Genomic DNA, 21284 nt, shown 5'->3' with positions numbered 1-21284 from the left:
ATGGAACAAGAAACCGGGATCGCGACCCGCGCCGCGCGCAGCGATTCCTCGGTCTCCTCGTACGTGCGAGGACGGTCGCAGCCGGGCCCGCCACCGAGGCAGGAAGAGTTCTTCGGATCCGCATAACATCAACCTGTGATCAGGGGGGCAGAGCCGACCGCGCGCCTGAGCGGGCTGATCCCACCCGGATCCCGGGCACCGCAAGCCGTCGACCTGTATCCGAGCCAGGTCTGGACGGTCGGACGCCGCGACGAGGAGTTCCTCGCCGCCCGCCCCGAGCTCGCAGCAACCCACCTGGCGGTCCCCGACGCCCGTCCGGACCTCTCCGTCCGCCAGCTCGAGCTCCGGGTCGGCACCGTCGGCGTGGCGATTCGCAGCCAGCGGGGGAGCAGCGTGGTGGTCGACGGCATCGTCCGGCCCGAGCCGGTGGTCCTGACGTTGGGCACGAGCTACGTCAGCCCCACGCCGTCGGGCCAGTACGTGGACTTCGAGCTCACGGTGTTGCGCGCCGAGGACTTCGGCGCGCCGGACACCCCCGACAACAGCGGGACCACGCTCCTGCTGCAGATCAACCTGGAGCGCTCGTCCCTCGCCTGGACGGTGGGGCACGCGTTGGCCTGGCCGTGCATGCCGTGCCGCAGGCGCCCGCACAACGCCGGGTGGTCCGGTCGCGATGTCGCCAACCGGTTGGAGCAGCTCGGCTGGACGATCGCCGAGCAGAACCTGATCACCGTGCTCGGTCGCCAGTTGCACGGCTTGGCCGAGCGGGTGGCAAATGCGCGGTTGACCGACGGCCGGCGGGCGGATCAGGTGTTCCCGTCCTGGCCGCCGTGGCTCGACGAGGAGTCGAGCGACGAGACCCGGGACCAGCGCGCCGAGCGGCGGAACCGGTACGTGGCCGAAGCGCTCTGGCGGGCGAGGGCCGTCAGCCCGGACGTGATCGACGGCCCGCTCCACCGCGCTTGACGCGATGCGGCAGATCCGCGCGTGGGGTCCGTCGCGGCGACGCGCACGGGTACCCGGCAACCGCGGCCGGCACCACCCCCCAGAGGCACCGGCCGCGGCCCGCCTGCGGGCCTGTTGTTCCGGCCCGCGCACCCGTATCGATCGCGTACGGCACCCGAGGGTTGGGCCGCGGCGGAGTGACGTAGGACACACTCGCCCCGGTGTCGATATCGGCGTCGCTCGCTCGCCGCACAGGTGGGACGCAAACCGGACAACAGGAGGGACCGAGAATGCGAGTCATGGTGCTCATCAAGGCCACCGAGCAGAGCGAGGCCGGCGAGCTGCCGAGCCAGGAGCTGCTCGAGCAGATGACGGCCTACAACGAGGAGCTGGTGAAGGCCGGTGTGATCCTCGGCGGCGACGGCCTGCACCCCAGTTCGAAGGGGGTGCGCGTCGAGTTCGCCGGCAGCGAGCGGAAGGTGATCGACGGGCCGTTCGCCGAGACGAAGGAGCTGCTCGCGGGCTACTGGGTCTGGCAGGTCAAGTCGATGGACGAGGCCATCGAGTGGGTCAAGCGGATCCCGAACCCGACGGGCGAGCAGTCCCTGGTGGAGATCCGTCCGGTCTTCGAGGCAGAGGACTTCGGCGACGCGCTCACACCGGAGCTGCGCGAGAAGGACGCGCAGCTGCGGGCCCAGGTCGAGGGCGACTGATGGCGGAGGCCGACGTCCGGCGCACCATCGAGGCCGTGTGGCGGATCGAGTCCGCACGCCTGATCGCGGGCGCCGCCCGCCTGGTGCGGGACGTCGGCCTCGCCGAGGACCTCGCCCAGGAGGCGCTCGTCGCCGCCCTGGAGGACTGGCCCGAGTCGGGCGTCCCGAAGAACCCGGGCGCCTGGCTCATGGCCACGGCCAAGCACCGCGGCATCGACCGGCTGCGCCGAGCGGACGTCCACCAACGCAAGATCGAGGAACTCGGCCGGGAGGCGGAGATCCATCCGCAGAAGACCGCGGAGCCCGACGCGGACGACCCGTTCGACGACGATCTCCTGCGGCTCGTCTTCATCGCGTGCCACCCCGTCATCTCCACAGAGGCGCGGGTGGCGCTCACGCTCCGGCTCCTGTGCGGGTTGACGACCAGGGAGATCGCGCGGGCATACCTGGTGTCGGAGTCCACCGTGGCCCAGCGCATCGTCCGGGCGAAGCGGACGCTGTCCGCGGCCCGGGTGCCGTTCGAGATCCCCGCGCGAGGTGAGCTGCGGGAGCGCGTCGCCTCGGTGCTCGAGGTCATCTACCTGATCTTCAACGAGGGCTACTCCGCCACTTCCGGCGACACCGTGATCCGGCCCGAACTGATGGAGGAGGCTTTGCGGCTCGGGCGCATCCTCGCCGAACTGCTTCCTCGCGAGGCCGAGGTCCACGGCCTCGTCGCGCTGATGGAACTGCAGGCATCGCGCACCCGGGCCCGGATCTCGCCGTCGGGCGGCCAGGTGCTGCTGCTCGACCAGGACCGCTCGCGCTGGGACTGGCTCCTCGTCGGACGCGGGCTCGCCGCGCTGGAGCGTGCCTACGCGACCGGCGGCCCGATCGGCCCCTACACGTTGCAGGCCGGCATCGCGGCCTGTCATTCCCGGGCCCGGGCGGCCGAGGACACCGACTGGGAGCGGATCGTCGCGCTCTACGACGGGCTGGCCCAGCTCATGCCCTCGCCGGTGGTGGAGCTCAACCGGGCCGTGGCCATCGGGATGGCGTTCGGCCCGCGGGCGGCGCTCGAGGTCGTGGAGACCCTCCGGGAGGACCCCGCGCTCGACGGTTACTACCTGCTGCCCACCGTCCGCGGGGACCTGCTGGAGAAGCTGGGCCGCCATGCTGAGGCCGCTGCCGAGTTCGAGCGAGCAGCGCTGCTCACCGCCAACACGCGGCAACGGGCCGCGTTGCTGGAACGGGCAGCGGCCTGTCACACCTGAACGTCCTCGATCCGGTCGTCCAATCGCACGGCACCGCAGCCGCGGGAGCGACCACGGAATGGTCACAGCGATGTTCGGCGGCTGCTCCTGGGCTTTCCCGCGGCTCAGCGGTCAGCGGGCCGGTGAGTCGGGGTGCTCGTCGAGCTCGTCCGGAATGCCGTCATCGTCGCTGTCGGCGAGGAGCGGGTCGAGTCGGCCCGCCCGCACCGCCTCCAGCTGCGCAGCCAGGGCGATGCCGGCGAGCAGGGCGATTCCCGTGACGTTCGCCCACAGCAGCAGCGCCATGATCGCGGTCAGCGGGCCGTAGGTGTCGTCGAAGCCAGCCGCCACCACGACGTACAGGGCCAGCAGTCCGGAGCCCGCGAGCCACGCGAGCACGGTGACGGCAGCCCCGACAGCGAGCCAGCTGAGACCCGGCTGGCTGCGCCGCGGGGCGTACCGGAACAGCAGCGTGACTGCCACGACGAGCGCCGCCAGCCCCAGCGGCCAGCGCAGCGCGTCCCAGACCTCCTCAACGCCGTCACCCCACCGGTAGACGGCCTCCATCGCCTCACCGAACGGCTCGCCGGCCACGATCAGCAGCAGGCCCACCGCCATCGCGACGCCCGCGGTGGCCGTGAGCAGCGCGGCCCGGCCGTACTTGCGCAGCACCTTCCGGTCGCGCTTGGTGCCGTAGATCCGGTTGGCGCCCCGCTCCAGCTGCGCGAACGCCGATGTCGCCGCCGCGAACGCGGTGGCGAGCCCCAGCACCACCACTACCTCCCCGCGCTCGCTGCCCTCGTCGGTGCCCTCGAGCACCTCGGCCAGCAGTGAGTCGCTGCTGCCCGGCGAGATCGCCATCACCGTGCGGGCCACCACCTCGGCGAACGACTCGGCCCCGAGCGCCGTTGCCAGCCCGGCGCCCGCGATCACCAGCGGCACCGCGGCGAGGGCGAGCTGCAGGGCGAACGCCCGCGCATGGCTGAACCCGTCGCCGTACCGGAATCGGACGAACGAGGCGACGAGCAGGTGCCGCGGGCCGTAGTGGCGCACGGTGTGCCACGCGTCGTCGGCGGAGAGCAGCTCGCCTGACATGAGCTCGGTCTCCGGGACGACACGCACCGAGCTCACGCTGCGAATCTATCCCGGGGGCATCGGCGCGACGAGGGCCGCGAGGATTCGCACGTTGCGCGGTGCACGGGTGCCGCCCCCCGGCACGACCGGCACCACCCACCGGCCGGTGTTCCGGCCGGCAGACGATGACCACGGCGACGTTTGCGCGCCCAGCTCCGCCGGCTCGCCCAGATCCGCGGACAGCAGAACGGCCCGCCCGGACCTGGGTCCGGGCGGGCCGTCCGCTCGTCTTGCTATGCGATCACTCGTCGCCCTGCTTCGCCATGTCGACCGGCGGGGAGTCCGGCACCGTCACCGGCTTCGGCTCGCCGCGGAAGACGAACTTGGCCTTGTCGTCGGCGGTGCGGCCTTCGGGGGCGTCGGGGTCGAAGCCCTCGACGTCGACGACCACGATCTGACCGGGCTCCACCTCGCCGAAGAGGATCTTCTCCGACAGCTGGTCCTCGATCTCGCGCTGGATGGTGCGGCGCAGCGGCCGTGCACCCAGCACCGGGTCGAACCCGCGGCGGGCGAGCAGCTTCTTGGCGGTCGGCGTGAGCTCGATCGCCATGTCCTTGCCCGCCAGCTGCGTCTCCACGCGGCTGATCATGAGGTCGACCATCGTGATGATCTGCTCCTCGGTCAGCTGGTGGAAGACGATGATGTCGTCGATGCGGTTGAGGAACTCGGGCCGGAAGTGCTTCTTCAGCTCGTCCTCGACCTTGTTCTTCATCCGCTCGTAGTTCGACCTCTCGTCGTTGCTCTGGGCGAACCCGAGCCCGACCGCCTTGGAGATGTCCTGGGTGCCGAGGTTCGAGGTGAAGATGATCACCGTGTTCTTGAAGTCCACCGTGCGGCCCTGGCCATCGGTCAGGCGGCCGTCCTCCAGCACCTGCAGGAGGGTGTTGTAGACCTCCTGGTGCGCCTTCTCGATCTCGTCGAACAGCACCACCGAGAACGGCTTGCGCCGCACCTTCTCGGTGAGCTGGCCGCCCTCCTCGTAGCCCACGTACCCGGGAGGGGCACCGAAGAGCCGCGACGCGGTGTAGCGGTCGTGGAACTCGCCCATGTCGATCTGGATGAGGGCGTCGTCCTCGCCGAACAGGAAGTTGGCCAGCGCCTTGGACAGCTCGGTCTTACCGACACCGGACGGGCCGGCGAAGATGAACGAGCCGGACGGGCGCTTCGGGTCCTTCAGGCCGGCGCGCGTGCGGCGGATGGCCTGCGACACCGACTTGACGGCCTCCTCCTGGCCGATGATCCGCTTGTGCAGCTCGTCCTCCATGCGGAGCAGACGCGTGGTCTCCTCCTCGGTGAGCTTGAACACCGGGATCCCGGTCCAGTTGGCGAGCACCTCGGCGATCTGTTCGTCGTCGACCTCGGCGACGACGTCCAGGTCACCGGACTTCCACTGCTTCTCCCGCTCGCCCTTCTGGCCGAGCAGCTGCTTCTCCTGGTCGCGCAGGTGCGCGGCCCGCTCGAAGTCCTGCGCGTCGATCGCCGACTCCTTGTCGCGACGCACGGCCGCGATCTTCTCGTCGAACTCGCGCAGGTCCGGCGGAGCGGTCATCCGGCGGATGCGCATCCGGGCACCGGCCTCGTCGATCAGGTCGATCGCCTTGTCCGGCAGGAAGCGGTCGGAGATGTACCGGTCGGCCAGCGTGGCCGCGGCCACCAGCGCCGGGTCGGTGATCGTGACGCGGTGGTGCGCCTCGTACCGGTCGCGCAGGCCCTTGAGGATCTCGATGGTGTGCGTGACGCTCGGCTCGCCCACCTGGATCGGCTGGAAGCGGCGCTCCAGGGCCGGGTCCTTCTCGACGTACTTGCGGTACTCGTCGAGCGTGGTGGCGCCGATCGTCTGCAGCTCGCCACGGGCCAGCATCGGCTTGAGGATCGACGCTGCGTCGATGGCGCCCTCGGCGGCACCGGCACCGACCAACGTGTGGAGCTCGTCGATGAACAGGATGATGTCGCCGCGGGTGCGGATCTCCTTGAGCACCTTCTTCAGGCGCTCCTCGAAGTCACCGCGGTAGCGGGAGCCCGCGACCAGAGAGCCCAGGTCGAGCGTGTAGAGCTGCTTGTCCTTGAGCGTCTCGGGGACCTCGCCCTTGACGATGCCCTGGGCCAGCCCCTCGACGACGGCGGTCTTGCCGACGCCGGGCTCGCCGATCAGCACCGGGTTGTTCTTGGTCCTCCGGGAGAGGACCTGCATGACCCGCTCGATCTCCTTCTCCCGGCCGATGACCGGGTCCAGCTTGCCCTCGCGGGCCGACTGGGTGAGGTTGCGACCGAACTGGTCGAGGACGAGCGAGGAGCTGGGGGTGCCCTCGCCGCGGCCGCCGGAGGTGCCCTCCGCGGGTTCCTTGCCCTGGTAGCCGGACAGGAGCTGCAGGACCTGCTGGCGGACCCGGTTGAGGTCGGCGCCCAGCTTCACGAGGACCTGGGCGGCCACGCCCTCGCCCTCGCGGATCAGGCCGAGCAGGATGTGCTCCGTGCCGATGTAGTTGTGGCCGAGCTGCAGCGCCTCGCGGAGCGACAGCTCCAGCACCTTCTTGGCGCGCGGCGTGAACGGGATGTGCCCGCTCGGCGCCTGCTGGCCCTGGCCGATGATCTCCTCGACCTGCTGGCGGACGCCCTCCAGCGCGATGCCCAACGACTCCAAGGCCTTCGCGGCCACACCTTCACCCTCGTGGATCAGGCCCAGGAGGATGTGCTCGGTGCCGATGTAGTTGTGGTTGAGCATCCGGGCCTCTTCTTGGGCCAGGACGACAACCCGCCTCGCTCGGTCGGTGAACCTCTCGAACATTTACGCTCCTAGCCTGCTGCGCCATGCACCGGCGCACTAGCGCACCGTGTACACCCCGTGGCTTCCACTGTATCGGCCCGGGGCGGGGGATCGCGCCTCTCGCACGTACCCGTGACAACGCGTTCACGCCTGGCCGAATTCCACCTCGGGGAGGACCCCCTGGTCAGCGGCGGTTCGATGGCCCGTTCAGGGGTACCTGACCGCCCGGCGAATCACCGCGCCGGAGTCCCGGCCGGGCCATGGTCGTTTCGAGACGCTCAGCGACCGCCTGCCGCCGCACGATCCGCCGCCTTCTCCGCCTGCCAGCCGTCCTCGTCCACGCCGCGACGCCAGTAGCCGGACACGGAGAGCAGCTCCCGCGGCACCGCACGCTCGTCGACGAGATGCCGCCGCACCCCACGCACGATGCCCGCCTCGCCGTGCACGAATGCGTGGACCCGCCCGGGCGGGAACTCGAGCGACCGGACGGCGTCGAGCAGCTGCTCCGGTGCGCCCGGCCTGCGGTGCAACCAGGTGGTGTGCAGCACGCCGGTACAGCCGAGCTCCTGCTCCTCGGCGGCGTCGGCGACCTCGAGCATGGCCACCACCCGCACGCCCGCCGGCACGCGCTCGCACGCGGCCGCGATCGCGGGCAGCGCGCTCTCGTCGCCGACCATGAGATGCCAGTCGGCGTCCGGGTCGGGAGCGTAGGCACCGCCGGGTCCGGCCAGCCTCAGCACGTCGCCCGGGCGGGCCGCCGCGGCCCACGGCCCGGCGAGCCCGACGTCGCCGTGGTGGACGAAGTCGATCGTCAGCTCGCCCGCGGCGTGGTCGAGCGCCCGCACCGTGTACGTACGCATCGCCGGCCACTGGTCGCGGGGGAGTTCGGACCGGATCGCGTCCATGTCGAACGGCTCGGGATACCGGACGCCCGGGCGCGGAAAGAGGATCTTGACGTAGCGGTCCGTGTGGGGGGTGTCGGGAAACGCCGCGAGCTCTTCCCCTCCCGCGACGACGCGGATCATGTGCGGTGTGAGCCGTTCGGTGCGGCGCACCTCGAGAGTGGTCGTCCTGCGCGCCACCTGGCCTCCTCGGGTCGGTTCCTGAGGTCAGCCTAACCACACAATCGCTGCGAGGCGGGCGGGCGGGCTCAGTTCTCCTTGTGATATGCCTCGAGCACCTCGGCCGGGATACGCCCGCGGTCGGAGACCTTCATGCCCCGCTTGCGAGCCCATTCCCGGATTGCCTGATTCTGTTCCCGGTCGATGGACGGCCGCCGGGCCGGACCCGTGCCGGCACCTCCGGAGCGGCTACGCCGACCACCCGATCGACGGGCCGCCGCGACGTACGACGCCAGCGCGTCGCGCAGCTTGCCCGCATTCGCCTTCGACAGGTCGATCTCGTAGTTCTTGCCGTCGATACCGAACTCGATCGTCTCGTCGGCCGCCTCTCCGTCCAGGTCGTCGATCAGTCGGACCTCACGGATCTGCGCCATCGCCGCAACCCTCCACACTTCGCGCCTGCTTCTGACCGCGGCAATGCCGCGATCGGAACCATAAACCCGATCCGGCGGTTCGTCGAGTCACCCTGTCCGGTGTCGCGTCACAGTTACTCAGAACGCACGAGCGGGTACAGAATGGTTTCGCGGATTCCGAGCCCGGTGAGCGTCATGAGCAGCCGGTCGATGCCCATTCCCATGCCTCCGGTGGGCGGCAATCCGTACTCCATGGCGCGCAGGAAGTCCTCGTCCAGCTGCATCGCCTCTGGATCGCCCGCCGCTGCCTGCAACGACTGCGCAGTGAGCCGTTCGCGCTGGTCGACCGGGTCGACCAGTTCCGAGTAGGCCGTGGCCAACTCCGTACCGAAGGCAACGAGATCCCATGCTTCGGCGAGCCGCGGATCAGCGCGGTGCCGCCTGGTCAGCGGCCGCACCTCGATCGGGTAGTCACGGACGAACGTCGGGTCCTTCAGCGTGTGCTCGACGAGCTTCTCGAACAGTTCGAGTACGATCTGGCCCGCGGTGTGCGAAGCGTCGACTTCCACATCATGAGCGATCGCGAGCTTGTGCAGCTCCTCCACGGAGGTGTCCGGCGTCACCTGCTGTCCGACGGCTTCCGAGACAGCCTCATGCAGTGTGATCGATCGCCACTCGCCGCCCAGGTCGTGTTCCGTGCCGTCGGCGTGGCGCACAACGGTCGAGCCGAACACGGCGCGAGCCGAGGCGAGCACCAACTCACGGGTGAGCTCGGCCATGTCGTCGTACGTGGCGTAGGCCTGGTAGGCCTCGAGCATCGCGAACTCCGGCGAGTGCGACGAGTCGATGCCCTCGTTCCGGAAGTTCCGATTGATCTCGAAGACGCGCTCGATGCCGCCGACCACGCATCGCTTGAGGAACAGTTCCGGAGCGATCCGCAGGTACAGATCCGTGGCCAGGGCGTTGGAGTGCGTGACGAACGGGCGCGCGGTGGCCCCGCCGTGCTGCAGCTGCAGCATCGGCGTCTCGACCTCGACGAACGACCTTTCGTGCAGCACGGACCGCAGGGTCTGCACGACCGTGGCCCGCCGCAGCACCGTCTCCCTGGCCTGCGGCCGCACGATGAGGTCGACGTAGCGCTGCCGCACGCGCGTCTCCTCCGAGAGCTCGCGGTGCGCCACCGGAAGGGGTCGCAGGGCCTTGGCGGCCAGCTGCCAGCTGTCGGCCATCACCGACAGCTCGCCGCGCCGCGAGGTGATCACCTCGCCGTGCACCTGGACGTGGTCGCCGAGGTCGACCTGCGCCTTCCAGCGCGCGAGCTCCTCCTCGCCGACCAGCGCGAGGGACAGCATCGCCTGCAGCTCGGTGCCGTCACCCTCGCGCAGGGTGGCGAAGCACAGCTTGCCGGTGTTGCGCAGGAACATCACCCGCCCGGTGACGGCGACGATGTCGCCGGTGGCCGTGTCCGGCGGGAGGTCGGGGTGGGCGGCACGTACCTCGCGGAGGGTGTGGGTGCGCTCGACGGCCACCGGGTACGGGTCGCGGTTCTGCTCGAGCAGCGCCGCCCGCTTGGCCCGGCGGACCCGCATCTGCTCGGGCAGGTCGTCGTCAGGGCTGGTGGGGGGCTCGTTGCTCACGGTGTCAAGGGTAGTGAGGCGTATCGAGCGGAATTCGCTCGCCCGCCCGTTGGCGGCCCGTACGGTCGACGGACGTGACCTCCTCCTCGCGGGCCCGCTCGTTCGGCGCGGCGGCTGCAGCTTATGCACAACATCGACCCGGCTACCCGGCCGCGGCCGTCGACTGGGCGCTGGCGCCCGTCGCCGGGGGCGCGTTGCGGCTGCTGGACCTCGCCGCCGGCACCGGGAAGCTCACCGAGGGGCTGATCACACGGGGCACGGTCACCGCCGTCGAGCCCGATCCCGCGATGCTCGCCCAGCTGCGGGCCCGCTTCCCCGGCGTGGACGCGCTCGAAGGCAGCGCCGAGGCGATCCCGCTGCCGGACGCGTCCTTCGACGCGGTGCTCGTCGGGCAGGCGTGGCACTGGTTCGACGCCGACCGCGCCTTCGCGGAGGTGGCCCGGGTGCTGCGGCCGGGCGGGGTGCTCGCCGTGCTGTGGAACGGCGACGACGCGCACGTCGACTGGGTGCGCGGCATGTACGAGGCCGGGTGCTGGAACTCCACGGTGGTCCGGGCGCCGGACGACGAACCGTCGCTGCCGGCCCACCCGGCGTTCACGCCGGACGGGTTCGCACAGTTCACCAACCCGATCCCGACCACCGTCGACGGGCTGATCGCCTCTCTCCGCACCCACTCGTGGGCCCTCACCGCCGAGCCGGCCGTCCGGGAGGCCACGTTCGACCGCATCCGGGCCTACCTCGCGACTCGCCCCGAGACCGCGCCGGGGGAATTCGACCACCCGCTCGTCACCGACGTGGTGCGGGTGGTGCGGCGGGAGCGGGGCCCGTACTGGAACGCGTGACGAGGTGTGACGGCAGCAGCACGCGCCGGTCCCGCTCGCCCTCCGGGTTCTCGACCAGCTCCATCAGCAGCTCGACGGCGAGCCGGCCCGCCTCGCCGCCGCGGCCGTGCACGGTGGTGAGCGGGGGGTAGGTCGTCGCAGCGAGGATGTCGTCGCAGCCGATGATCGACACCTCGGCCGGAACGGCGATCCGGTGCTCGGCCATCCCGGCGAGCGCGCCCTGAGCGAGCCCGTCGTCGAAGGCGATGGCGGCGGTGGCGCCCGTGGCGAGCACCTCCGCGGCCGCGGCGCGTCCCTCGTCGTGCTCCGGGCGGTGGGAGCGAAGGACGGTTCCGATGATCCCGCGAGCGGTGCACCGCTCCCGCACCGCGTCGCGGCGCTGCTCGTCCGACCACGACCCCGCCGGCCCGCTGATGTAGGCGATGTGGCGGTGGCCGAGCCCGGCGAGGTGGTCGACGGCCTCGCGGATCCCGGGCGCGGAGTCGACGAGGATCCGCGGCACCCCTGCCACGTCCCGGTTGACCAGCACGAGCGGATGTCCCCGCCGGGCCACCTCACGAAGCTGCTCCTCCGGCAGCCGGGAGGACACCAGCACCACGCCGTCGGTGCGCCGCTCCAGCTCGGCCAGGAGGTCGAGCTCCTTCGCCGGGTCCTCGTCGGTGTCGCCGACGACGGTGCTGACGCCACCGGTGGCCGCGTTTGCCTGCGCGGCGCGGATCACAGGCGGGAAGAACGGGTTCGCGATGTCGGGCACCACCACGGCGATCATCCCGAGCCGTCCCGTGCTCAGCGCCCGCGCGGCGTGGCTCGGCTTGTAGCCCAGCCGCGCCGCGACCTCCGTGACGTGCGCGACCGTGCTCTCCTTCAGGCGGTGGGGATGGGAGAACACGCGGGAGACCGTCGATGTCGACACCCCCGCCGCAGCGGCGACGACCTTGATCGTGGGCGCCTGGCGGCGCCCGTCCAGACGGGCCACGAGCTGCACTTTACGGCGCCCGGGTGCGGGCCAGGACTTGACGTGCAACCGGTTGCACGCGAGCATTCCCCGCCATCGGGTTCCTGGGACGGCATCCCGACGGAGCGAGCGGGCCGGCGCCGCCTTGCGGGGGAGGCGCGCAGGGCGCGAGGAACGAGCGCCCGAGCACCGGAGGAGCAAGGCGGCGCCTGAAGGGCCCGCGAGCCGCCGGAGCGCGGCGGAGGCAATCGGACATGGAGGAGCGATGGACCTGCTCGACTGGTTGGTCGTCGGCGGCTACTTCGTCGTGATGGTGGTGATCGGGCTGTGGGCGAAGGCCCGCATCCACGACTCCCGCGACTTCTTCACCGCGGGCGGGCGGATGCCGTGGTGGCTCTCGGGCATCTCGCACCACATGTCGGGCTACAGCTCGGCGGTGTTCGTCGGCTACGCCGCGATCGCCTACACCCAGGGGTTCGTGCTCTACGTCTGGTGGGCGCTCGGGATCACCTTCGCGATGGTGGTCGGCGCGTTCCTGTTCGTCCCCCGCTGGCCGCGGCTCCGACAGCGGCTGGGGATCATCTCGCCGCTGGAGTACCTGCGGATCCGCTACGGCGTGCCCACCCAGCAGCTGCTCGCCTGGAGCGGAACGGCGCTCAAGGTCTTCGACGTCGGCGCCAAGTGGACCGCCACCGCGCTCCTGCTGAACGTGTTCGCGGACGTACCGCTCGCCCTCGGCATCCTGCTCACCGGCGGGGTCACGCTCGTCTACTCGACGATCGGCGGGCTCTGGGCCGACGCGCTCACCGACATGGGCCAGTTCGTCATCCAGCTCGTCGCCGGCATCGTCATGTTCTTCGCGGTCCTCGCCGCCCTCGACGGCATCCCCACCCTGTGGACGCTGTGGGACAAGCTGCCCGAGGGCAACTCCCAGCCGTTCAACGGCCAGTACACCGCGCTGTTCGTGTTCGTCTACCTGCTGATCAACACGCTGTCCTACAACGGGGGCACCTGGAACCTCGCGCAGCGGTTCATCGCCTCCCCCACCGGCAGCACGGCCCGGCGCGCTGCGCTGCTCTCCGCCGCGCTCTACCTGGTCTGGCCGCTGGTGATGTTCTTCCCGATGTGGGCGGCGCCGGTGCTGCTGCCGGGCCTGGCGAAGCCGGACCAGTCCTACGCGCTGCTCACCGAGCAGCTGCTGCCCGCCGGGCTCGTCGGACTGGTGCTCGCGGGGCTCTTCTCGCACACGATGGCGATGACCGGTTCGGACGCCAACGCGATCTCCTCGGTCGTGACGCGCGACATCATCCCCGCGATCTGGAAGCGTGGCCGCGCGCTCGACACCAGGGCAGAGCTGATCATCGGCCGGATCAGCGTGTTCACGTTCATCGCCCTGAGCATGGTGATCGCCCTGACCGCCGACAGCTTCGGCGGCGTGCTCGGCCTGATCATCCTGTGGTTCGGCGGGCTGGTCGGCCCGATCGCCATCCCGATGCTGCTGGGCATGCTGCCCGCGTTCAAGCGGTGCGGACCGGTCGCGGCGATCACCTCGTGGGCCGTCGGCCTCGCGGTCTTCGCGCTCACCCGCTACGGGTTCGACGTCTCGCAGCTCGCGCCGGACCAGGCCACCGCGGTCCAGGTCGGCGGACCGGTCGTCTGCTCGATCATCGCGTTCGTCGTCATCGGGCTCGTCGCACCGTGGCGCAACGCCGCTTCCGACGAGCTGGTCGACGCGATCTCCCGCGACGAGCCCGCTGCCGAGCCGGTCCGGTGAGGTACCGCGACCACCTCGTCGACGACGTGCTGGCCTGGTGGGTGGCCAACGGGCCCGACCCCGAGCACGGCGGGGTGCTCACCTGCTGGGACAACGCCGGCACCCGCCTCGTCAGAGGCGACAAGTACACCTGGTCACAGGGCCGCTGGGCCTGGCTCACCGCCCGGGTGGCGCTCGCCGCGCACCTGCTCGACGTCGATGCCGGCTGGTACGCCGACCAGGCCGTCCGCACCGCCCGGTTCGTCCGCGACCACGCGCTCCTGCCCGACGGCACCACCGCGTTCGTGACGAACAGGGCAGGCGACGAGGCGGGGCCGCACACGAGCGTCTACGCCGACCTGTTCGCCGCACTCGGGTTCGCCGGCGCCGCGCGGCTGCACCCCGAAGGGGAGTGGGGCGGGCACGCGGAGGACCTGCTGCTCCGCTCGGCTGCAGCCATCGAGGCCGGCAGCTTCCGGTCCGAGCCGTACCCGGTACCGGCAGGGCACCGGTCGTTCGGGCTGCCGATGATCCTCGTCGGGGTCGGCGAGCAGGTGCACCGCGCCACGGGCTCGGCGGCGTCCGCGGCCGTCGTGCGGGAAGCCGCGCAGCAGATCGAGGAGCACCACCTCGTCGGCGACGACGTCGCGGAGATGCCCTCGGCCGCGGACGGGCTGCTGTCGCGCCACCGCACCCCGGGGCACGTGCTGGAGGCGGCGTGGTTCCTGCACCACGCCCGCGACCTCCTGGCCGGGTCCGCACTCGCCGAACCGGACCGCCTCGCGGAGATCGCCGTCCACGCGCTCGAGCTCGGGTGGGACGGCGTCCACGGCGGGATGTTGCGCTACGTCGACCGGGACGGCGGGGAGCCCACCGGCGCCCGCACCGACGACCCGTACGAGGCGCTCGTGGTGGACACGTGGGACACGAAGCTGTGGTGGCCGCACGCTGAGGCGCTCTACGCAACGGCCCTGCTCGTGCCGGAGCACCACGCACGGCTGCACGAGTACGTGTTCCGGACGTTCCCGGAGGGGCCGGGCCGGGAGTGGACGCAGATCCGCACCCGCGACGGCACGCCCGTGGACAAGACCGTCGCACTCCCGGTGAAGGACCCGTTCCACATCGCGCGCGCACTGCTCATGCTGGTGGAGCTGGAAGGAGAAGGGTGAGAAACGAAGTCCCGGGCATGCCGAGGGTGCGGTCCTTCCCGGACCGGGCGGCGATGGGCGCGGCGGCCGCCGCCGACGTCGCCGCGGAACTGCGGGCCCGCCTCGCCGAGCAGGACGCCGTACGGATGATCTTCGCGGCGGCGCCGAGCCAGAGCGACCTGCTCGACCACCTGGTCTCCGCACCGGGCATCGACTGGACCCGCGTGACGGCGTTCCACATGGACGAGTACCTCGGCCTGGCCCCGGATGACCCGGCGCGGTTCGCGAACTGGCTGGACCGCGCGATCTTCACCCGGGTCCCGTTCGGACAGGTGCACCGCATCGATCCGGACGCGGGGGTGGCCACGTACGGGAAGCTGCTGGCCGAGGCGCCCGTCGACGTCGTCTGCCTCGGGATCGGCCAGAACGGCCACCTGGCGTTCAACGACCCGCCGGTGGCCGACCTGGACGACCCCGAGGACGTCAAGGTCGTGGAGCTGGACCGCACCTGCCGGCGGCAGCAGGTCGACGACGGCGCCTTCCCGAGCTTCGAGGACGTGCCGACCCACGCGGTCACGCTCACGATCCCTCGGCTGCTGGACGCCCGCAGGCTGTTCTGCGTGGTCCCCGGGGCGTCGAAGCGGCACGCGGTCGACCGCGCGTTGCACGCCCCGATCTCCGCGGCCGACCCGGCGACGGCGCTGCGGACGCACCCCGACGTCACCCTCTACCTCGACCGTGAGAGTTCGCCCGCGGAGGACATCCAGTGAGCGGCGGGCGCGCCTCGAAGGCCCGCACGCCCGCCGGAGCGGAGCGGAGGCAAATGAGCACAGGTGACGCGACGTTCCGCGGCTACCTCGACACCGTCCACGGTTACCTGGAACGGATCCTCGCCGAGGAGTCCGGCGCGATCCGTGCCGCCGCGGAGCTGCTGGCCGACCAGATCGCGGCCGACCGGCTCGTCCACGTGTTCGGCCCCGGTGGGCACTCCAACCTCGCCGCGCAGGAGGTGTTCTTCCGCGCGGGCGGGCTCATGCACATCTCGGCGATCCTCGACGAGGGCACCCTGCTGTCGAACGGCGCGCTGCGTTCGATGGCGATCGAGCGCACGCCCGGCTACGGGCGGGTCGTGATCTCCGACCGCGGGCTCGGCGAGGGCGACCTGCTGGTGCTCGTCAACGCCTACGGGATCAACGCCGCGCTGATCGACGCCGCGCTCACCGCCCGGGAGCGCGGCGCGCGGCTGATCGGCATCAGCTCCCGCGAGCACGCCGAGAACACCTCGCCCGACCACCCGGCGCGGCACCCGTCGAAGGCGAACCTGCACGACCTCGTGGACGTGGCCATCGACAGCAAGGTGCCGATCGGCGACGCCGTGATGCACGTGCCCGGCTCGGCCGAACCCGTCGCCGCGGTCTCGACGTTCACGAACGCCTACGTGCTCAACTGCCTCACGCTCGCCACCGTCGAGGCGCTCGCCGCGCGCGGGATCGAGCCGCCGGTGTGGCGCAGCGGCAACGCGCCGGGCGGCGACGAGGCGAACGGCCGGTTCCTCGAGCGCTTCCGCGGGCGGGTGCGCTCCCTCTGATGGGCACTCTGAAGGTCCGCGGGCGGGACCCGGCGAGCGGGCGTCTCCTGGAGGTCTCCACCGACGGCGCGGTGATCGCGCACGTCCGGTACGTCGACGGCGCCGAGGACGCCCCGTTCCTGCTCCCCGGGCTGGTCGACCTGCAGGTCAACGGCTACGGCGGCCACGACGTCAACGGGCCGGACGTCACGGCGGACGAGGTGATCGCGCTCGTCCGCGCGCTGGCACCGGCGGGGACCACCACGCTCGTGCCGACCGTCATCACGGCGGCGGAGGCGGACATCGTGCGCTCGCTGCGGGCGGTCGCCGAGGCCAGGGCGCGCGACGGGGCCACGCGGCGGGCCGTCCCGTTCGTGCACGTGGAGGGCCCGCACATCTCCGCCGAGGACGGGCCGCGGGGCGCGCACCCGGCCGGGCACGTCAGAGCACCCGACCCGGCGGAGTTCGACCGCTGGCAGCGGGCCTGCGACGGTCTGGTCGGCATCGTCACGCTCTCGCCGCACCACCCGGAGGCGGTCGCCTACACCGAATACCTGACGCGGGCCGGCGTGGTCGTCGCGATCGGCCACACGCACGCCTCCCCGGAGGAGGTGCGGGCAGTCACCGACGCAGGCGCGCGGATGTCGACCCACCTCGGCAACGGAGCGCACGCCGTGCTCGCCCGGCACCCGAACCACCTGTGGGCCCAGCTCGCGGACGACCGGCTGACGGCCGGGTTCATCGCGGACGGGCACCACCTGCCCGCCGACACGCTCACCGCCATGCTCCGCGCGAAGGGCCTCGAACGCTCGTTCCTGGTGTCCGACTCGGTCGCGCTGGCCGGGATGCCGCCCGGCGAGTACTCCAGCCCGATCGGCGGGTCGGTCGAGCTCTCCGGCGACGGCAGGCTCTCGGTGGCAGGCACGCCCTACCTCGCGGGCGCGGCCCGGTCGCTCGCCGACGGCCTCGCGCAGGCCGTCCGCATGACCGGGATCGCGCTGGGTGACGCGGTGCGGCTCGTCACCGCGAACCCGGGGCGGTTCGTCGGCCGGCGCGGCCTGCTTGCGCCGGGTGCTCAGGCGGACCTGGTGCTCATGGACCCCGAACTCCGGGTCCAGCGCGTGGTCGCCGCGGGTTCGGAGATCGTGGGATGAGGGCAGGCGTCGCGGTCCGGGACGTGACGCCCCCGCTCGGCGTGGCCATGTCGGGTTTCGTCGCCCGCACCTCGCCTGCGACCGGGGTGCACGACCCGCTGCTGGTGCACGCGCTGGTGGTGGGGGACACGGCGCTGCTCACGGTCGACGTCGTCGGGCTGCACGAGGACGACTGCGCGCGGATCCGGCAGCGGTGCGCCCTGCCCGCCGACCACGTCGTGGTGCACGCGACCCACACGCACGGCGGCCCGGCGAGCATGCGCGGACGGCTCGGCGGACCGGTCGACGAGGCCTGGCTGGAGCGGCTGATCAGCACGTGCGTCGAGGCCGTGGACGCCGCGCTCGCGGGGGCCGAGCCGGTCGAGGTGCGCGCGGGGTACGGGTCGGATCCCGGCGTGGCGCGCAACCGGCGAAGGCCCGGCGGACCGGTCGACCGCACGCTCCCGGTGGTGCACCTGCGCCGACCGGATGGCTCGCTGCTGGCCGGAGTCGTCTCCTACGCCTGCCACCCGGTGGTGCTCGGCGCGGACAACACGCTGCTCACCGCCGACTACCCCGGTGTCGTCCGCCGGGTGCTCGCCGAACGGCTCGGCGGGCCGGTCCTGTTCGTGACCGGCTGCGCAGGCGACGCCAACACCGGGCACACCGCGGCCGCGTCGATCTCCACCGCCCCGGCGGCCGAGCGCACGTTCGCCGAGTGCGAGCGGGTGGGCGGCCTGGTCGCCGCGGCCGCGCTGGCCGCCACCCCGTCCCCCGGCTCGGCACACGTCGCGGCCGTGCGCCGGGAGGTGCTGCTCGACCTCGGCGTACCCGACATCGCCCCCGGCGACGTCGCGGCGTGGGAGGCGGACTCGGTGCGGGCCGACCCGGCCCGGGCCGAGCTGCTGCGCTGCTGGGCGGGCTGGGGCCGCCGGCAGCTCGCCGCGCCGGCCGCTCGCGCCGCGCCATGGGCCGGCTCGGTGACCGCGTTGCGGTGGGGCCCCGCGGTGATCGTCGCGCTGCCCGGGGAACCGTTCGCGGCCGCCGCCCACGAGATCCGCGCACACGCGGGCCCCGGCGACACCGTGCTCGTGGCCGGCTACTCCGACGGCTGCCCCGGCTACCTGCCGCCCGCCGAGGAGTACGCCCACGGCGGCTACGAGGTGGAGGAGGCCAACCGCTACTACGGCCTTGCCGGCCCGTTCGCCGAAGGCGGGTCGGAGCGGCTTGTCGCGGCCGCCGTACCGCTGCTCAGCCGGCTGCCGGGGTGACCGTTCGGCTCGCGGTGGCAGCGGCGTTGCGCTGGTACGTCAGGCGCAGGCCGAGCAGCGTCAGGTCCGGCACGAACTCGGTGATCGTCTCCGACTCGCCCATCATGAGCGGCGCGAGCCCGCCGGTGCCGAGGACGGTCACCGGGCCCGCTTTCGGGCCGAGCTCGGCGACGATGCGCCGCACCAGCCCGTCCACCTGCCCGGCGAAGCCGAAGAGCACACCGGACTGCAAGCACTCCACCGTGTTCTTGCCGATCACCGAGCGCGGCCGCACCAGCTCGACGGTGCGCAGCGCCGCGGCGCGGGTCGCCAGCGCCTCCATCGAGATCTCGATCCCCGGCGCGAGCGCTCCGCCGAGGAACTCGCCCTTCGCGGAGACGACGTCGATGTTGGTGGACGTCCCGAAGTCGACCACGACGCACGCGGTGCTGTAGAGCCGGTGCGCGGCGAGGGTGTTCATCACGCGGTCGGCGCCCACCTCCCGCGGGTTGTCCACGAGCAGCGGCACCCCGGTCCGGACGCCGGGCCCGACGACGACGGCCGGCACGTCCCGGCGGTCGATGAGCAGCCGCAGCTCGCGCAGCAGGGTGGGCACGGTCGAGAGCGCCGCGATCCCGGTGACCTGCCCGGCGTACGGCCCGAGCAGGCCGGCGAACGCGACGTCCAGCTCGTCGGCTGTCATGCGCGGGTCGGTGCGCATCCGCCAGTCGCGCACCAGCGGCGGGTCCACCTCGTCGGCGGAGCCGGGCTCGTCCGCGTAGAGGCCGAGCGCGATCTGGGTGTTCCCGACATCCACGCAGAGCAGCACGGCGGCGCCCCTACAGCTGGACCGGGACGTTGTCGATCAGGCGGGTGCCACCGAGGCGCGCGGCGACGAGCAGCCGCGCGCGGCCGACCTGCGGGTCCGGACCGAGGTCCGGGTCGGTGAGCTCCAGGTAGTCGACCGCCACCGCGGGTTCCTCGGCGAGCACGGCCCGCGCGGTGTCCAGCACGGCCTGCGGCCCGCGCGCCGACACGGCCGCACCGGCGGCGAGGGCCCGTTGCAGCACGGGCGCGCGGCGCCGGTCCTCGGCCGACAGGTATGCGTTGCGGGAGGAGAGCGCGAGCCCGTCCGGCTCCCGCACGGTCGGCACACCGACCACCGAGAGCGGGAAGTCCAGGTCCCGCACCATCTTCTTGACGAGGACGAGCTGCTGGTAGTCCTTCTCGCCGAAGAAGGCGAGGTCGGGCCCCACGACGTGGAACAGCTTCGCCACGACCGTGAGCACCCCGGCGAAGTGCCCCGGCCGCACCGCACCCTCGAGCCGCTCGCCCAGCGGTCCCGGCACGACGGTGGTGTCGGCACCTTCGGGGTACATGTCCGGCACGCCGGGCAGGAACACCAGCTCCGCACCCTCCTCCCGGCACGCCTCCAGATCGGCTTCGAGGGGCCGCGGGTAGCGCTCCAGGTCCTCCCCCGGCCCGAACTGCAGCGGGTTGACGAAGATCGACACGACCGGCACCACCGCGCCCGGGGCCCGGCGGGCGTGCCGGATCAGCTCGCGGTGGCCGTCGTGGAGGGCACCCATCGTCGGCACGAGCGCGATCTTGCGGCCCGCGGCCCGCAGCGCCCGCGTGACCGGGGCGATCTCGCTCGGCGAGCGGTGCACGGTCAGTGCGCCGCGGGCGTAGCCACCCAGGGTGCGTGCCCCGCCGCCGACGGACGAGGCGGCCATCTGCCGAGTCATGGTTTCTCCTGGAGGATCTCGAGCACGTCGTGGGCGGCGTGATCGGGCAGCAGCCCGGCGTCGACGGCGCGGTGCGCGGTGCGGCCGGCGAGCACGCGATAGGTCTCGGCGAGGTCCGGGTCGGCGGCGTCGAGCTCGCGCAGGTGGATGCGCACCGTCCCGACGTCGCCGCGGGCCACCGGGCCGGTCAGCGCTCGGTCGCCGTGGCGCAGCGCGTTGTCCAGCGCAGCGGAGAGCAACGGCGCGACGAGCCGTTCGGCGGAGCCGATGCCGGCTCGTTCCAGCGTCTCGACGCAGTCACGCACGAGCGTGACCAGGTGGTTGGCGCCGTGCGCCAGCGCCGCGTGGTACAGCGGGCGCACCTCCTCGGGGACGCGCACCGGCTCGGCGCCCATCTCGACGACCAGCGCCTCGCCCACGCTCCACGCCGCCTCGTCGCCCGCCGCGGCCGTGACGCCGACGCTGCAGGCGGCGAGCCGGGCGACGTCCTCGGTGCGGCCGGTGAACGTCATCACCGGGTGCAGCGCCAGCGGCAGCACGCCGTACTCGGCGGCGGGGGCGAGCACCGACACCCCGTGCGCACCCGAGGTGTGGACCACGATCTGGCCTGCCCGAAAGCTGCCCGCGGCGGCGAGGCCGCGCACGAGGCCGGGGAGGACGTCGTCGGGGACGGCGAGCAGGGCCAGGTCGACACCGGCGACGACGGCGTCCGGCGGGCGCAGTGGGACGTCCGGGAGGAGCGCGGCGGCACGCTTCACCGACTCCCGCGACACCCCCGAGGTGGCCACGACCCGATGCCCAGCGTCCGCCCAGGACGCCCCCACGACGGCACCGACGCGCCCGGCCGACACGACGCCGACCGCAAGCCGCGCAGGCCTGCCAGCGCTCATCGCCTCACTCCTCGTTCCAGTCCCGTCACGCGGGTACCAGACGGCGCGCCCAGGCTAACCGGCCGCGGAGGCCCACACCGAGCAGCGGTGACGCGCTTC

19 protein-coding genes are annotated in these 21284 nt (G+C 72.3%); 10 read left to right on the top strand and 9 right to left on the bottom strand.

Annotated elements, in window-relative coordinates; translation table 11 throughout:
- Positions 1 to 135: 135 nt before the first annotated feature.
- The 3 genes from FHX44_RS18755 to FHX44_RS18745 all read left to right on the top strand — a co-directional run bounded on the left by FHX44_RS18755 (position 136) and on the right by FHX44_RS18745 (position 2911).
- Entirely contained in the window at positions 136 to 966 is an 831-nt protein-coding gene (locus FHX44_RS18755; RefSeq protein WP_147256975.1) for a hypothetical protein, read from the top strand.
- 269 nt (positions 967 to 1235) lie between these two features.
- On the top strand, positions 1236 to 1658 hold the full coding sequence (locus tag FHX44_RS18750) for a YciI family protein (protein ID WP_147256974.1): 423 nt from the start codon (positions 1236 to 1238) through the stop codon (positions 1656 to 1658).
- Positions 1658 to 2911 (top strand): RNA polymerase sigma factor, encoded by a 1254-nt coding sequence (locus FHX44_RS18745; RefSeq protein WP_147256973.1) that lies wholly within the window; start codon positions 1658 to 1660, stop codon positions 2909 to 2911. The genes FHX44_RS18750 and FHX44_RS18745 overlap by 1 nt, the downstream gene beginning before the upstream one ends.
- Before the next feature lie 111 nt (positions 2912 to 3022).
- On the opposite strand, the gene FHX44_RS18740 is transcribed toward FHX44_RS18745, so the two are convergent.
- The 5 genes from FHX44_RS18740 to lysS form a co-directional block, all read right to left on the bottom strand.
- Entirely contained in the window at positions 3023 to 4021 is a 999-nt protein-coding gene (locus tag FHX44_RS18740; protein WP_212612546.1) for a YihY/virulence factor BrkB family protein, read from the bottom strand.
- 244 nt (positions 4022 to 4265) lie between these two features.
- A complete protein-coding gene (locus FHX44_RS18735; RefSeq protein ID WP_147256972.1) occupies positions 4266 to 6809 on the bottom strand; it encodes an ATP-dependent Clp protease ATP-binding subunit in 2544 nt (847 codons plus the stop codon).
- Between the two features lie 257 nt (positions 6810 to 7066).
- Positions 7067 to 7813 carry a siderophore-interacting protein gene (locus FHX44_RS18730; protein ID WP_246170969.1) on the bottom strand — a complete coding sequence of 249 codons (747 nt, stop codon included), beginning with the start codon at positions 7811 to 7813 and terminating at the stop codon, positions 7067 to 7069.
- Positions 7814 to 7938: 125 nt separating this feature from the next.
- Entirely contained in the window at positions 7939 to 8283 is a 345-nt protein-coding gene (locus FHX44_RS18725) for a histone-like nucleoid-structuring protein Lsr2 (RefSeq protein ID WP_147256970.1), read from the bottom strand.
- Positions 8284 to 8396: 113 nt separating this feature from the next.
- On the bottom strand, positions 8397 to 9851 hold the full coding sequence (lysS, locus tag FHX44_RS18720; protein WP_147261297.1) for a lysine--tRNA ligase: 1455 nt from the start codon (positions 9849 to 9851) through the stop codon (positions 8397 to 8399).
- 122 nt (positions 9852 to 9973) lie between these two features.
- Between lysS and FHX44_RS18715 the strand changes: the two genes are divergently transcribed.
- Positions 9974 to 10741 carry a class I SAM-dependent methyltransferase gene (locus FHX44_RS18715; protein ID WP_147256969.1) on the top strand — a complete coding sequence of 256 codons (768 nt, stop codon included), beginning with the start codon at positions 9974 to 9976 and terminating at the stop codon, positions 10739 to 10741.
- On the opposite strand, the gene FHX44_RS18710 is transcribed toward FHX44_RS18715, so the two are convergent.
- Complete coding sequence (locus FHX44_RS18710; protein WP_212612545.1) at positions 10686 to 11717, bottom strand: LacI family DNA-binding transcriptional regulator; 1032 nt, start codon at positions 11715 to 11717, stop codon at positions 10686 to 10688. The genes FHX44_RS18715 and FHX44_RS18710 overlap by 56 nt on opposite strands.
- A gap of 244 nt (positions 11718 to 11961) precedes the next feature.
- On the opposite strand from FHX44_RS18710, the gene FHX44_RS18705 reads away from it, so the two are divergent.
- From FHX44_RS18705 to FHX44_RS18680, 6 genes are read left to right on the top strand one after another with little or no spacing between them, the layout of a single operon-like run.
- Positions 11962 to 13470 (top strand): sodium:solute symporter family protein, encoded by a 1509-nt coding sequence (locus FHX44_RS18705; protein ID WP_147256967.1) that lies wholly within the window; start codon positions 11962 to 11964, stop codon positions 13468 to 13470.
- The gene (locus FHX44_RS18700) at positions 13467 to 14618 is read left to right on the top strand and encodes an AGE family epimerase/isomerase (protein ID WP_147256966.1); all 1152 of its coding nucleotides are present in this window, start codon (positions 13467 to 13469) and stop codon (positions 14616 to 14618) included. Before FHX44_RS18705 ends, FHX44_RS18700 begins: the two co-directional genes overlap by 4 nt.
- Complete coding sequence (locus tag FHX44_RS18695) at positions 14615 to 15367, top strand: 6-phosphogluconolactonase (protein WP_212612544.1); 753 nt, start codon at positions 14615 to 14617, stop codon at positions 15365 to 15367. Before FHX44_RS18700 ends, FHX44_RS18695 begins: the two co-directional genes overlap by 4 nt.
- A gap of 53 nt (positions 15368 to 15420) precedes the next feature.
- Positions 15421 to 16185 carry a sugar isomerase domain-containing protein gene (locus tag FHX44_RS18690; RefSeq protein ID WP_147256965.1) on the top strand — a complete coding sequence of 255 codons (765 nt, stop codon included), beginning with the start codon at positions 15421 to 15423 and terminating at the stop codon, positions 16183 to 16185.
- Positions 16185 to 17318 carry an N-acetylglucosamine-6-phosphate deacetylase gene (locus tag FHX44_RS18685; RefSeq protein ID WP_147256964.1) on the top strand — a complete coding sequence of 378 codons (1134 nt, stop codon included), beginning with the start codon at positions 16185 to 16187 and terminating at the stop codon, positions 17316 to 17318. The genes FHX44_RS18690 and FHX44_RS18685 overlap by 1 nt, the downstream gene beginning before the upstream one ends.
- A complete protein-coding gene (locus FHX44_RS18680; RefSeq protein WP_147256963.1) occupies positions 17315 to 18568 on the top strand; it encodes an alkaline ceramidase in 1254 nt (417 codons plus the stop codon). The genes FHX44_RS18685 and FHX44_RS18680 overlap by 4 nt, the downstream gene beginning before the upstream one ends.
- Here FHX44_RS18680 and FHX44_RS18675 read toward each other — a convergent pair.
- From FHX44_RS18675 to FHX44_RS18665, 3 genes are read right to left on the bottom strand one after another with little or no spacing between them, the layout of a single operon-like run.
- Entirely contained in the window at positions 18549 to 19376 is an 828-nt protein-coding gene (locus FHX44_RS18675) for a type III pantothenate kinase (RefSeq protein WP_147256962.1), read from the bottom strand. The genes FHX44_RS18680 and FHX44_RS18675 overlap by 20 nt on opposite strands.
- A gap of 10 nt (positions 19377 to 19386) precedes the next feature.
- The gene (gene panC / locus FHX44_RS18670; RefSeq protein WP_246170467.1) at positions 19387 to 20295 is read right to left on the bottom strand and encodes a pantoate--beta-alanine ligase; all 909 of its coding nucleotides are present in this window, start codon (positions 20293 to 20295) and stop codon (positions 19387 to 19389) included.
- Complete coding sequence (locus tag FHX44_RS18665; RefSeq protein WP_147256961.1) at positions 20292 to 21185, bottom strand: Rossmann-like and DUF2520 domain-containing protein; 894 nt, start codon at positions 21183 to 21185, stop codon at positions 20292 to 20294. Before FHX44_RS18665 ends, panC begins: the two co-directional genes overlap by 4 nt.
- Between the last annotated feature and the right edge of the window lie 99 nt (positions 21186 to 21284).

This window comes from Pseudonocardia hierapolitana (assembly GCF_007994075.1).
GTDB lineage: Bacteria > Actinomycetota > Actinomycetes > Mycobacteriales > Pseudonocardiaceae > Pseudonocardia > Pseudonocardia hierapolitana.
Note: the sequence above shows the minus strand (reverse complement) of the source record. Positions and strands in the feature narration are given on the sequence as shown.